Genomic DNA, 12,537 nt, shown 5'->3' with positions numbered 1-12,537 from the left:
AGAGGGCCGGCGCGGCATGTCGCGCCGGCCTGCTTTTGCTTGAGAATCGACCGACGCTCCCTGCACAGGTGAATGCGTCCAGCGGCTGGAAACAGGGTGGCATGAGTACCCTTCAAACATCTGTTACCGTAGAGGCACCCCGCGCGGATGCGCCTTCGCTCTGGTCGCGGCTGCGGGTCAACCGCAACTGGCTGGGGATGTGGTTCATGCTGCCGGCGGCGGCATTCCTTGTCCTGTTCCTTGCCTATCCGCTCGGGCTCGGCATCTGGATGAGTTTTACCGACGAGCGCATCGGTCGCCCGGGAATCTTCATCGGCGCCGAGAATTATCAATGGCTGTGGGATGATTCCATCTTCTGGCTCTCGGTGTTCAACACGCTGCTGTATACGTTGATCGCCAGCGCCATCAAATTCGCAGTCGGGCTCTATCTCGCGCTGCTGCTGAATCGGCACATGCCGTTCAAGGCGCTGATCCGTTCGATCGTGCTGATCCCGTTCATCGTGCCGACCGTGCTGTCGGCGATCGCGTTCTGGTGGATCTACGACGCGCAGTTTTCGATCATCTCGTGGTCGCTGATCAGGCTCGGCATCATCGAGCACAACATCAACTTCCTCGGCGACGGCAATTGGGCGCGTGCCAGCGTGATCTTCGCCAACATCTGGCGCGGCGTTCCCTTCGTTGCCATCACGCTGCTGGCGGGCCTGCAGACGGTGTCGCCCTCACTCTATGAGGCGGCAACGCTCGACGGCGCGAGCAACTGGCAGCGATTCCGCTACATCACCTATCCGCTGCTGACCCCGATCATCGCGGTCGTCATGACGTTCTCGGTGCTGTTCACCTTCACCGATTTCCAGTTGATCTGGGCGCTGACCCGCGGCGGCCCCGTCAATGCCACGCATCTCATGGCGACGTTGAGCTACCAGCGCGGCATCATCAGCGGCAGGCTCGGCGAGGGTGCCGCGATCGCGACCGCCATGATCCCGTTCCTCTTGGCGGCAATCGCGATTTCCTGGTTCGGCATGCAGCGCCGGAAATGGCAGCAAGGATCGAACAATGACTGATTCAGCCTTGCAATCCAAAGCGCCCGCCATCGTCCAGAGCGACGAGAGCGAAGGCATGAGCTATCTTGAGTCGCTGCCGCGGCGGCTGGTGACGCTCTATTTGCCGCTCGGCATCATCCTGTTCATACTGCTGTTTCCGTTCTACTGGATGGCGTTGACCGCGATCAAGCCGGACGAACAGTTGATCGACATGAACACGTACAACCCGTTCTGGGTTGTCCATCCGACGTTCAAGCACATCTACAGGCTGCTGTTCGAAACCCAGTATCCGCGCTGGCTGTGGAATACGATGTATGTGGCGATCGGCGCAACGACGCTTTCGATCGTCGCCAGCGTGCTCGCGGCCTATGCGATCGTGCGCCTGCGCTTTAAGGGCGCGGAGACGGTCGGCGTGCTGATCTTCTTCGCCTATCTGGTGCCGCCCTCCATTCTGTTCATCCCGCTGGCCTCGGTCATCCAGGCCTATGGTCTGTTCGACTCGCCGCTGTCGCTCATCCTGGTCTACCCCACGCTGCTCATTCCGTTCTCGACCTGGCTGTTGATGGGATACTTCAAGACCATTCCCTATGAGCTTGAAGAATGTGCGCTGATCGACGGCGCGTCGCGCTGGCAGATCCTGGTCAAGATCGTGGTGCCGCTGGCCATTCCCGGCCTGATCTCGGCCTTCATCTTTTCCTTCACGTTGTGCTGGAATGAGTTTATCTACGCGCTGACGTTCCTGCAGTCGACGCCGAACAAGACCGTTCCGGTCGCGATCGTGAACGAGTTCGTCGATGGCGACGTCTATAAATGGGGCTCGCTGATGGCGGGTGCGCTGGTTGGCTCGCTGCCGCTCGTCATCCTCTATGCGTTCTTCGTCGAACATTATGTGTCGGCGATGACGGGAGCCGTGAAAGAATAGGAACGAATAGGCGCGAGCCCGAGTAACGAAGAACAAGAACGAAAAGAACAAGAAGGAGTTGGCTGTTGCATATTCTGGTTCTGGGCGCCGCCGGCATGGTCGGCCGCAAATTGGTGGAGCGCCTGCTGCGCGAGGGCCGGCTCGGCAACAGCGACATTACCCGCCTGACGCTGCATGACGTCGTCGCGCCGGCCAAACCCGATAAGGCCGGCTTTCCGGTCGAGGCTGTCGCCGGCGATTTCGCGGTTCCGGGCGCCGCGGAGAAGCTGATCGAGAGCCGGCCCGATGTGATTTTCCATCTCGCAGCGATCGTCTCGGGCGAAGCCGAGCTCGATTTCGAGAAGGGCTATCGCATCAATCTCGACGGCACGCGCATGCTCTTTGATGCGATCAGGCTCGCGGGCGGCGGCTACAAGCCGCGGGTGGTATTCACCTCGTCGATCGCGGTCTATGGCGCGCCGTTCCCGGAGGCGATCGGCGATGAGTTTTTCCACACGCCGCTCCTGAGCTACGGCACGCAGAAGGCCATCGGCGAGCTCTTGCTAGCGGACTACTCGCGCCGCGGCTTTTTTGATGGCATCGGCATCCGCCTGCCGACCATCTGCATCCGCCCCGGCCTGCCCAACAAGGCGGCCTCCGGCTTCTTCTCCAACATCCTGCGCGAGCCCTTGGCGGGTAAGGAGGCGATCCTGCCGGTCTCCGAGGATGTCCGCCATTGGCATGCGACGCCGCGCTCGGCTGTGGGCTTCCTGCTGCATGCGGGCACCATGGATCTCGCTGCCGTCGGCCCGCGCCGCAATCTCACCATGCCCGGTCATTCCGCCACCGTCGGCGAACAGATCGCCGCGTTGAAACGCGTGGCCGGCGAGAAGGTCGCCGCGCGGATCAAGCGCGTACCCGATCCCTTCATCATGGGCATTGTCGACGGCTGGCCGCGCAATTTCGAAGCCAAACGGGCGCGCGCGCTCGGTTTTACCACTGCGGAAAAGAACTTCGACGACATTATTCGCATTCACATCGAGGACGAGCTTGGCGGCAACTTCGTCGCTTGAGCCGACCCGGACAGTCGGATCGGCCTTGGCCAAGGTCGCCTGCATCGGCGAGTGCATGGTCGAGCTGAAGCAGGCGGAAGGGGGCTTGTATTCGCGCGGGTTTGGCGGCGACACCTTGAACACCGCCGTCTACCTCGCCCGTCTCGGCATTGCCGTCGACTACATCACCGCGCTCGGCGATGACCCCTTGAGCGACGAGATGATCGCAGGCTGGTCGGCGGAGGGCGTCGGAACCGGCCAGGTCGCGCGGTTGCCCGGCAAGTTGCCGGGCCTCTATTTGATCGAAACCGACGAGAAGGGCGAGCGGCGGTTCTTCCACTGGCGCGAAAGCTCCGCCGCGCGCAGCCTGCTCGATCTGCCCAATACCAACGAGCTTCTGGGATCGCTTGGCAGTTACGATCTCGTCTATCTCTCGGCGATCACGCTTTCGATTTACAGCGAAAGCGGACGGGCGCGGCTGCTGGCTGCGCTGGCATCGGCGCGCCGAAATGGCGCCGGCATCGCCTTCGATACCAATTTCCGCGCCCACGGCTGGCCAGATCTCGACGTTGCGCGCCGCGTCTTTCGCGAAGCATTCGATATCGCGAGCATGACGCTGGCCTCGACGGAGGATCTCTTGCCCCTCTATCCCGGAGAGAACGCCGAAACTTTGATGGCGCGCATCAGCAGCCCCGAGACCGTGCTGAAGCTGGCCGAGCCCGCCAGCATCGTGCGCTCCGGCGGCGTTTCGCAGGCGCTGCAAGCGGAGCCCGTCAGCGGAGCCGTCGTGGACACGACGGCGGCGGGCGACAGTTTTGCGGCGGCCTATATCGCCGCGCGGCTTGCGGGCGCCGAGCCGCTCGAGGCCGCTCGCGCGGGTCATCGTCTGGCCGGCGTCGTGGTCTGTCATCCCGGCGCGATCATTCCGCGTATCGCCATGCCGGACACTGCCGCGTTCGGCCCGGCATCATCTCGCAAGGTATCCCCATGACCATGGCTGCAAAACAACAGAAGCTGACGGCGGTGTTCGAGGCTGCGCGCGTCATCCCCGTGCTCACGATCGAGCGGGTCGAGGACGCTGTGCCCCTGGCAAAAGCGCTGGTCGCAGGCGGCGTGCGAACGCTGGAAGTGACCTTGCGTACCAAGGTCGCGGCGGAGGCCGCCAAGGCGATTATCGCGGAGGTGCCGGAAGCCGTCGTCGGCATCGGCACGATTTTGAACGGAGGCGACCTCGCGCGCGCTGCGGCGCTCGGCGCCAAATTCGGCATCAGCCCGGGATTGACGCCGGAGCTGTTGCAGGCGGCCGCCAGCCATGACCTGCCGTTCGCGCCGGGCATCGCGACGGCATCCGAGCTGATGCAGGCGCTGGCCCACGGCTTTGAGGTGACAAAGTTCTTCCCGGCCGAGCAGGCCGGCGGCATCAAGGCGCTGCGCGCCCTCGCCGGGCCCTTCCCGAATGTCCGGTTCTGCCCAACCGGCGGCATTGGCGAAGCCAATGTGGCGCAGTGGCTCGCCGAGGCCAACGTGATCGCGGCGGGCGGTTCCTGGCTGTGTCCGGCGGCGGATGTCAGGGCCGGCAACTGGGCGCGCATAACGGCCATCTGCGAGCAGACGATGCGCTCGCTGAAAGCCGCGTGAACTCTTCGGCCTGATGGGCTAAAACCCTGGCCGAACAGCCAGGGAGAAAGCCATGACCGCCAGCATCGTCGGATGGGCGCATACGCCATTCGGCAAATTCGACACCGAAACCGTTGAAAGCCTCGTCGTCCGCGTTGCCAACGAGGCGCTGGCCGATGCCGGCATTTCCGCCGCCGATGTCGACGAGATCATGCTCGGGCACTTCAACGCCGGCTTCTCGCCGCAGGATTTTACCGCTTCGCTGGTGCTGCAGGCCGACCCGCAGCTTCGCTTCAAGCCGGCGACCCGGGTGGAGAACGCCTGCGCCACGGGGTCGGCGGCGGTGCACCAGGGCGTCCGCGCCATCGCCGCCGGGCAGGCGAAATTTGTTCTCGTGGTCGGCGTCGAGCAGATGACGCGCACGCCCTCGGCCGAGATCGGCCGCAACCTGTTGAAGGCCTCGTACTTGCCGGAAGACGGCGACACGGTCGGCGGCTTCGCAGGTGTGTTCGGCAAGATCGCGCAAGGTTATTTCCAGAAATATGGCGACCAGTCGGATGCGCTGGCGATGATCGCCGCGAAGAACCATAGGAACGGGGTCGCCAACCCGTTCGCGCAGATGCGCAAGGACTTTGGCTTCGAGTTCTGCCGCTCCGAAAGCGAGAAGAATCCTTATGTCGCTGGCCCCCTGAAGCGCACCGACTGTTCACTGGTCTCCGACGGTGCCGCTGCGCTGGTGCTGACGGATTCCGAGACGGCAAAGACCATGGGCAAGGCGGTCAACTTCCGCGCCACAGCGCATGCGCAGGATTTCCTGCCGATGTCGAGGCGCCACATCCTGCAGTTCGAAGGCTGCACCGTGGCCTGGCAGCGCGCGCTGGAGAAGGGCGGCCTTAAGCTCTCCGATCTCTCCTTCGTCGAGACGCATGACTGCTTCACCGTCGCCGAGCTGATCGAGTACGAGGCGATGGGGCTAACACCGCGCGGGCAGGGCGCACGCGCGATTCTGGAAGGCTGGACGCAGAAGGACGGCAAGCTGCCGGTCAATCCGTCCGGCGGGCTGAAGGCCAAGGGCCATCCGATCGGCGCCACCGGAGTCTCCATGCATGTGATGACTGCGATGCAGCTTGTCGGCGAGGCGCCCGAGGGCATGCAGCTCAAGAATGCGCAGTTGGGCGGCATCTTCAACATGGGCGGCGCTGCGGTAGCGAACTACGTCTCGGTGCTGGAGCCGGCAAAGTAGCGCAGGCGTGAGGTGGGCAGAGGCGCGCGAGCGCCGTGCCCACCGGCGCGCCGCTCATTCCAAGGCGACGGACATGGCGATTCTTGCTCGCTTGCGTATCCGTGCCCGTTTCAAGCTTGCCGGCCTGTTGGCGCTTTGCGCGTTTCATGCCGCCGCGCATGCGGCCTCGCCGGAGTCCGACAGAGTGTCTCTCCGCGACTCGACGGTGACATGGAGCACCGTCAAGTATGCAACCGATGCGGAGAACGGATTTATCAGCGGCTCGCTCGACAAGAAGACCATTGTCGATCGCACCTTCAAGACCCACGTGCTCGAGAACCGCTATCTGAAGGTCACGCTGGTGCCCGAATTTGGCGGGCGCATTCTCTCGATCATTTACAAGCCGACCGGCCACGAAGAACTCTATCGCACACAAGTCGGCGTGCCCTACGGGATCAAGGCCGGCAATTTTTATTACGACTGGTTGATGGTGTATGGCGGCATTTTCCCAACCTTCCCTGATCCCGAGCACGGCAAGACCTGGCTGAAGCCGTGGGATTACAAGGTGGTGAAGGAAGACGCCGATGAAGTCACGGTGTCGATGTCGCTGAAAGACGATTTCGACTATTCGGCGGCGCCGGGCAAGTTCAGGCATTCGACAGGCTTGGAGGCGACCTACTACGTCACGCTGAAAGCCGATCGCGCCGCGCTCGATGCGCGCATGGTGCTGAAAAATCCGCAACCCCGGGCTCTCCAATACGAATATTGGACGTGTACGACGCTGGCGCCAGGATCGGATCCGGCCAATCCCCAGACGACCGGCGGTGCCGAAATCATCGCGCCGATCAGGGCCTACAGCACGCCAGCGTGGTCGGCCAATCTCTCCCACGGCGACACGCCGGCGGGCATCGGAAGCTATAGCTTCGATAAACTGCGCTATTTCAAAAATTGGCCGACAATGGGCATCGCCTACGCGGCGCCCGACATGGAGGGCAGGAATTTCTGGGGCGTGATCAACCACGACAACGAAGAGGGTATCATCCGCGTCGCCGACAACAGGATCACGCGCGGCTTGAAGATGTGGACGTGGGGATTTCCATCGTTCACAAACAAAACCGACCCGCGCAAGGATCCGAGCGAGCAGCGGCCTTACGTCGAATTGTGGGCGGGCGTGTCGGACCAGTTTTTCCACAATGCCAGTTTTCCGGCACGAGGCGAAGTGGACATCCCGGAAACCTACAGCCCGACGGTCGGCATGAGCAACGTGACGGATGCGAACGGGCACATCCTGGTCGATCTCTCGGCCGACGGCTCCGCCGTGAACGTTCAGTTCTTCAGCATGGAGCCGGCCACACCGTTGCATGTGACGCTCAGGCGCGGCGATACGGTCCTGTTCGACGACGGTGTGACAGCGGATCCGAGAAACGGAAATCGCATTTCCGCAGCTCTTCCCGCCGGCGGCGGCGACCACGTGCGGCTGACGATCAGGACCGCGGAGGGCAAAGAGCTGATTGCGGCCGAGGCAAGGATAAAATAACCGTCGTGTTGAGGCAGGAAGCTCGCCTCTCATGCCCAGAACGTCCGGAGCGCGACGATTTAAGCCTGATCATTGTCATTGCGCCTCGGCATCCATTCGGTCAGGCCTTGACTGCGGCCGGCACTCATCGGCGCGGGCTTGAGACCGTAGCAGACTGTAGCGACCTACGAGGCGGGAGACCTTCTTCTTCGTGCCGTAGATCATGATGCCGAGATAGCGAAGCGCCTCGGGACTGGTCTCGCTCACCAGGCGCTGGAACTCGGCATAGTCGGTCGTCTGCTGTCCCTGAGCGGGAAAATCCACGACCTCGAGACCTGCGGCGATGGCCTTGCCGCGTACGGCGGCAAGTTCATCCGCCGGAGCGCCCAGCACAGGGATGCCGATCGGAATCAGGCCCGGGTGAGCGTCGCCCGACGCGTCGACCAGCGGTTCGCCGGCAAGGTGCGGTTGTCGCTTGCCCATCGTCAGGGCCAGCACGGCGGCGGCGTTGGCGGCGTGACCGATCGGAAGCGCATGGTCGATTACCGCGACGCAGCGCATTGGCTCGACGGCCGGTTCTTCCATTTCGGTTGTCACGCACGCGCCTCCATGTCAACGTTCCCTTCTATACGAGTAGCTAGTATGCAAGTTAAATTGCTTGTATGCAAGCCATATGAGTTGCGTGCGAGCCATTTCGCTCGCGCTGGCGATGGACCAGGACGCAGGAGGGGATCGTGGAGCGGCTTGAGGACTGCCTCAGCTTTCTGATCGGCAAGGCGCAGCAGCAGGTAACCAAGGCATCGCGTGAAGCCTTGGCGCCCTACGGCGTTACGCCCGTGCAGTTCGCGATCCTGAAAGTGTTGTGGGAGCGCGATGGGCTGAACGGCGCGGAGCTGTGCGCGCGTCTCGTGCTCGACAGCGCTACCGTGACCGGGCTGATCGACAGGATGGAGGCGGGTGGCTGGCTGGAGCGCCGGGCCGATCCTGGCGGTGACCGGCGGATGAGCCGGGTCTATTTGACCAACAAGGGCGCGCAGTTGGAGGCGCCACTGGACGCGGTCATGGACCGGGTCAACAAACAGTTCGTGAATGCACTGGGCAGGGACCGCGCTGCAAGTCTGTGGCGGGACCTGGAAACCATTGGAGGCGTATCGAGGGAGCCAAAGGCGGCGAGACGCAGTCCGGCGTCTTCAAGATTCGGATAGCGGTGCGGATGCCGCCATCGGCGCTACCGGCGTGTCCGTGCAGGTGATGGCTGCGATACGGCCCTGAGTGCCAACGGGCGATGCGGCGCGCATCGATAACAATCGATTAAGATCGATAACAATCAATTAAGGTTGCGTTGCTATCCGTGAGCTACTTGCAGGGGGCTAACGGATGCGCCATCTCACGATTTATCAGCGCCTGGCGACGATCATTGCCGTGCTTTCGGTCGCCTTTTTCGCCATTTCGGTCATGCAGATCATGGAGCTGCGTGACACAGTTCTCGATGAGCGGCGAACCACGATCCGCAACATGGTGGAGGCTGCGGTCAAGGTGCTCGCTTTCTACGATGGCGAAGTAAAGGCCGGTCGGCTCGATCCCGACCGGGCGCGTCAGAGTGCCTTCGCGTCGATTGGCGCCATGCGCTGGGGCCAATATGCTGATTATGTCGGTGTCTATGGCGCGACAAGCTCGGACGCCGGGGTCACTTATGTGCACAGCAATCCCAAATACATCAACGTCAACCGTTGGGATTTCAAGGACAGCCACGGCAAGCTGCTGATCCAGGATATCGTGCAGACCGCGCGCGCCGGCGGCGGTTATGTCGAATATTTCGCGCCCCGCTCCGGCGGCGGCGCCGAACTGCAGAAGCTCTCCTATGTCGGCGCCTTCACCATGGGCGACAAGCTTCTTGCACTTCAGGCCGGGGCCTATGTCGACGACATCGACGCCGTCGTCCTGCATCGGTCGATCTGGGCTGCGATCATCGCGCTGTGTGGGCTTATGATCGCCGGATTTACCGCATTCTGGCTCGGCCGCGGGATCGTCGTTCCGCTCGCACGGACCTGCGAGGTGATGGATGGTCTCACTAAAGGCAAGCTCGATGTCGATGTTCCGTTCGTCGATCTGAAGAACGAGGTCGGCCGGATGGCACGAAGCCTCCAGGTCTTCAAGGATCACCTTGTCGAGACCACGCGGCTGCGCAACGAGCAGGAAGAGCTGAAAGCCCGCGCCGTCGAGGATCGGCGGGCCATCCTGGTCCGTATCGCGGACGAGTTCGAACGCAGCATTGGCGCCGTCATCGAGGCGACGGCCGCCGCTGCCGGCGAGCTGCAGAACTCGGCATCATCGATGTCCAAGATCGCCGAGGGGACGACGGGCCAAAGCGTGAAGGTCGCGGCGGCCGCGGAGCAGACCGCCTCGAACGTCCAGACCGTTGCCGCCTCCGCGGAGGAGCTGTCCTCCTCGATCAAGGAGATCGCCCGCCAAGTCACCCAATCGACGTCGATCGCGCAGAACGCCGTCGAGCAAGCAACGCGAACGGAATCCATGGTCGAGAATCTGGTGCAGTCCACGCACAAGATCGGCGAGGTGATGGCCCTGATCCAGAGCATCGCCGGACAGACCAATCTGCTGGCCCTCAACGCGACGATCGAAGCCGCGCGCGCGGGCGAAGCGGGCAAGGGCTTTGCCGTCGTCGCCAACGAGGTCAAGGCGCTCTCGTCGCAGACGGCCAAGGCCACAGACGAAATCGCAAGCCAGATCCAGGCCATCCGCGAGGCAACCGGCTCGACCGTCGATGCTATCCGCGAGATCGGTACGACAATCGGGCAGATGAACGAGATCGCCGGCTCGATCGCCGCGGCCGTCGAGCAGCAAGGCACCGCAACCCAGGAAATCGCGCGGAGCGTGCAGCAGGCGGGGCAGGGCACACAGGATGTCATGCAAACGATCGTGAATGTCCGCGAAGCATCCGGTCAGGTCGACGCGGCGGCGAACCTCGTGCTGAATGCCGCGGGACAGCTTACCGCCCAATCCGATCGGCTCAAGGGTGAGACCGGAAAGTTCCTGAGCAATATCCGGGCGGCGTGATCGCTGGCGGGGCATTTGCCGAGCGGGACGATCCTTCGTCGCCGCGCTGATGCCCCACCGCCGATGAGGCGAGCACTATTCGTTCGCCTTGACGCTATGACGACGTCGAAACCGCGATCGGGACGACGATCACTCGCAGCGTTTTGCCTAGGGCACGCGGCGCGGGTTGAGGCTGTGAAACGGTTATGGCATATTATGCCATAGGGACGCCCTGCTTTCGGGTGATCTGAGAGGATGCCAATGCCCACCAGAAATGTCGTGCTGACGGAGCGCCAAGAAGAACTCCTTGAGAGCCTCGTCAAGTCCGGCCGCTACCAGAACGCCAGCGAAGTGCTGCGTGATGGGTTGCGGCTCGTGGAGCAACGCGAGGCGGAGGATGCGGGTAAGCTGAAAGCGTTGCGAGCGGCGGCGCGCGTCGGTATCGGGGCGTTGGATCAAGGAGAGTTCAAGGAATTCGACAATATCGAGGAACTGCAAGCCTATTTGAATGACCTCTCGGAGAAGGTCATCTCCCGAGCAACCGAATAGCGCCCTGATGGCCGAGCGTAGATGGCGCGTTCGTCTCGGCGCTGCCGCAGAAGTCGACTTTGCCAACATTCTCAAATGGACCACGGAGAATTTTGGTGCGCGACAATCGCGCGTCTATCGGGATACGCTCATTCAGGCGATTGGCGAACTCGCTGACGGTCCCGATGTCGCAGGTTCCATGGCTCGGGACGAGATCATGGTAGGCCTTCGCACGCTGAACGTTGCGAGACGGGAGCGCCGCGGAAGCCACTTCCTGCTGTATCGGGCAGCGTCAAACAGAACGATCGAAATCCTGCGCATCCTCCACGACAGAATGGACCTTCGGCGCGGCGTTCCATCTGCACCCGACGAGAGCACCGAATAGAGCTTGCGGTGGCATTGCTGTGAGAGCCGGCGCAAATCTGGACACGGCAGCGTGCCCTGGCAAAGTGGCGCCGCCGCCGAAGATGGCCCGCGTCAACAAAGCATTGATAGTCGGCTTCGACCCTGACGCCAAAATGGTCGAGTCGAACGCATGGACGGTTATCGCTGCTGGCGAGGCCACTGCGGCGGCTGGGGATTGTTGGCTGGATTGGTATCGTATTTGGAGATGCGCGTGATCAGTCCGCTGGTCGCGAACGGTTGCAAGTCAGCCTCCAGCGCGTCGGCGATCTCCTTGGCATAGACCTCTTGGTCGTCCACATAGACCGTGAAGGACTTCAGATATTTTTCCTTCTTTGCCGGATTCTCGATCGTTACCTTTGTCCATTGATAAAGCGGATAGTTTTCGGTGCCTTGCTCTTCTGCTGCGGCGACATAGTCGGCAAAGGCATCGAATTGGCATTTTGGCGCAGCGCGATGCTTGGCGAGCGCATCGAGTAACGGCGCCACCGCCGCATCACGGCGCTTTCGGCGCAGCGATTCCGCCGTCGCGGAGTCGTTCGCATCAAATCTGACCTGATACTGCCACTCAGAAGTCACCTGGTCTCGCTTTCTGGTCGCCCCCGATTTGCGCGTTTCCGAACGCGGCCGGGACACCGTGATAGCTTACGGCGACAGCGCCGGTGATGGAAGACCGCAGTTTTACCGCACGTGGGCTCGCCTCATCTGGTTCGCCTGCGAGCCGATGCCGGCGATCACTTGCAACGATCGCAGCAATTGATTTGCCCGACATGCGCGCGCGCCAAAAGTCTGTCAATCTGCACGCTCAAAAATATTTCTGTTTTTCAGAAATCAGATTCCGTGTATCGTGCGAGCATCCCGCCTCGGCAAGAGGGGCGTATCGCGATCGTCACGACACGCGAGGCGGGATGCGGTGGACGCGACCGTGCCGAGAGACGAGCGGCATCGGCGCGGACGGCGAAGTCGTGTGGTCCTGGCGCCCCGAGGCTGGCGCTAAGGTCGCGACGATGCATTCGCATCGCGCGGGTGACGGTGACAACAAAGTCTGGTTTACCGGGGAGAGCTCGAAGTAAGCCGTAAACCACTGCGCAGGGAAGGCCGGAGTGTTCTCCGCCTACACCTGTGGTCTTCGCGCTCTTGCGCGTACTTTTTCGCGCGAGGGCCCACGGGTGCCGGCGGGCACCCGGTCTTCCCTGCGCCCTCTG

13 protein-coding genes are annotated in these 12,537 nt (G+C 62.5%); 11 read left to right on the top strand and 2 right to left on the bottom strand.

The annotated features are described in order from the left end of the window. Positions 1-101 precede the first annotated feature (101 nt). The 7 genes from F758_RS0127515 (at position 102) to F758_RS44650 (ending at position 7,369) form a co-directional block, all read left to right on the top strand. Positions 102-1,061: a carbohydrate ABC transporter permease gene (locus tag F758_RS0127515; protein WP_024510907.1), complete on the top strand. Its 960-nt coding sequence runs from the start codon at positions 102-104 to the stop codon at positions 1,059-1,061. Then, on the top strand, positions 1,054-1,962 hold the full coding sequence (locus F758_RS0127510; protein WP_024510906.1) for a carbohydrate ABC transporter permease: 909 nt from the start codon (positions 1,054-1,056) through the stop codon (positions 1,960-1,962). The genes F758_RS0127515 and F758_RS0127510 overlap by 8 nt, the downstream gene beginning before the upstream one ends. A 65-nt stretch (positions 1,963-2,027) precedes the next feature. Further along, complete coding sequence (gene denD, locus F758_RS0127505; protein WP_024510905.1) at positions 2,028-3,014, top strand: D-erythronate dehydrogenase; 987 nt, start codon at positions 2,028-2,030, stop codon at positions 3,012-3,014. A 25-nt stretch (positions 3,015-3,039) separates the two neighbouring features. Further along, complete coding sequence (locus F758_RS0127500) at positions 3,040-3,984, top strand: sugar kinase (protein WP_024510904.1); 945 nt, start codon at positions 3,040-3,042, stop codon at positions 3,982-3,984. Further along, positions 3,981-4,631, top strand: coding sequence for a bifunctional 4-hydroxy-2-oxoglutarate aldolase/2-dehydro-3-deoxy-phosphogluconate aldolase (eda, locus tag F758_RS0127495; RefSeq protein WP_024510903.1), 651 nt, complete (start codon positions 3,981-3,983; stop codon positions 4,629-4,631). Before F758_RS0127500 ends, eda begins: the two co-directional genes overlap by 4 nt. A gap of 52 nt (positions 4,632-4,683) precedes the next feature. Beyond that, positions 4,684-5,853, top strand: a complete 1,170-nt coding sequence (locus F758_RS0127490; protein ID WP_024510902.1) for an acetyl-CoA acetyltransferase — start codon at positions 4,684-4,686, stop codon at positions 5,851-5,853. 73 nt (positions 5,854-5,926) lie between these two features. Next, positions 5,927-7,369 carry a DUF5107 domain-containing protein gene (locus tag F758_RS44650; RefSeq protein WP_024510901.1) on the top strand — a complete coding sequence of 481 codons (1,443 nt, stop codon included), beginning with the start codon at positions 5,927-5,929 and terminating at the stop codon, positions 7,367-7,369. Between the two features lie 75 nt (positions 7,370-7,444). On the opposite strand, the gene F758_RS0127480 is transcribed toward F758_RS44650, so the two are convergent. After that, positions 7,445-7,945 (bottom strand): DUF2000 domain-containing protein, encoded by a 501-nt coding sequence (locus F758_RS0127480; RefSeq protein WP_198026578.1) that lies wholly within the window; start codon positions 7,943-7,945, stop codon positions 7,445-7,447. A gap of 137 nt (positions 7,946-8,082) precedes the next feature. Between F758_RS0127480 and F758_RS0127475 the strand changes: the two genes are divergently transcribed. The 4 genes from F758_RS0127475 (at position 8,083) to F758_RS0127460 (ending at position 11,315) form a co-directional block, all read left to right on the top strand. Continuing rightward, positions 8,083-8,553 (top strand): MarR family winged helix-turn-helix transcriptional regulator, encoded by a 471-nt coding sequence (locus F758_RS0127475; protein ID WP_024510899.1) that lies wholly within the window; start codon positions 8,083-8,085, stop codon positions 8,551-8,553. 172 nt (positions 8,554-8,725) lie between these two features. After that, positions 8,726-10,423 carry a methyl-accepting chemotaxis protein gene (locus F758_RS0127470; protein WP_024510898.1) on the top strand — a complete coding sequence of 566 codons (1,698 nt, stop codon included), beginning with the start codon at positions 8,726-8,728 and terminating at the stop codon, positions 10,421-10,423. Between the two features lie 240 nt (positions 10,424-10,663). Then, entirely contained in the window at positions 10,664-10,951 is a 288-nt protein-coding gene (locus tag F758_RS0127465; RefSeq protein WP_024510897.1) for a type II toxin-antitoxin system ParD family antitoxin, read from the top strand. A gap of 7 nt (positions 10,952-10,958) precedes the next feature. Further along, the gene (locus tag F758_RS0127460) at positions 10,959-11,315 is read left to right on the top strand and encodes a type II toxin-antitoxin system RelE/ParE family toxin (RefSeq protein ID WP_024510896.1); all 357 of its coding nucleotides are present in this window, start codon (positions 10,959-10,961) and stop codon (positions 11,313-11,315) included. Between the two features lie 158 nt (positions 11,316-11,473). On the opposite strand, the gene F758_RS0127455 is transcribed toward F758_RS0127460, so the two are convergent. Next, the gene (locus F758_RS0127455; RefSeq protein ID WP_024510895.1) at positions 11,474-11,911 is read right to left on the bottom strand and encodes a hypothetical protein; all 438 of its coding nucleotides are present in this window, start codon (positions 11,909-11,911) and stop codon (positions 11,474-11,476) included. Positions 11,912-12,537: the final 626 nt, after the last annotated feature.

The sequence above is a fragment of the Bradyrhizobium sp. ARR65 genome, from assembly GCF_000472385.1.
In the GTDB taxonomy this organism is placed as follows: Bacteria; Pseudomonadota; Alphaproteobacteria; order Rhizobiales; family Xanthobacteraceae; genus Bradyrhizobium.
This window is presented reverse-complemented; position numbering and strand designations above follow the sequence as displayed.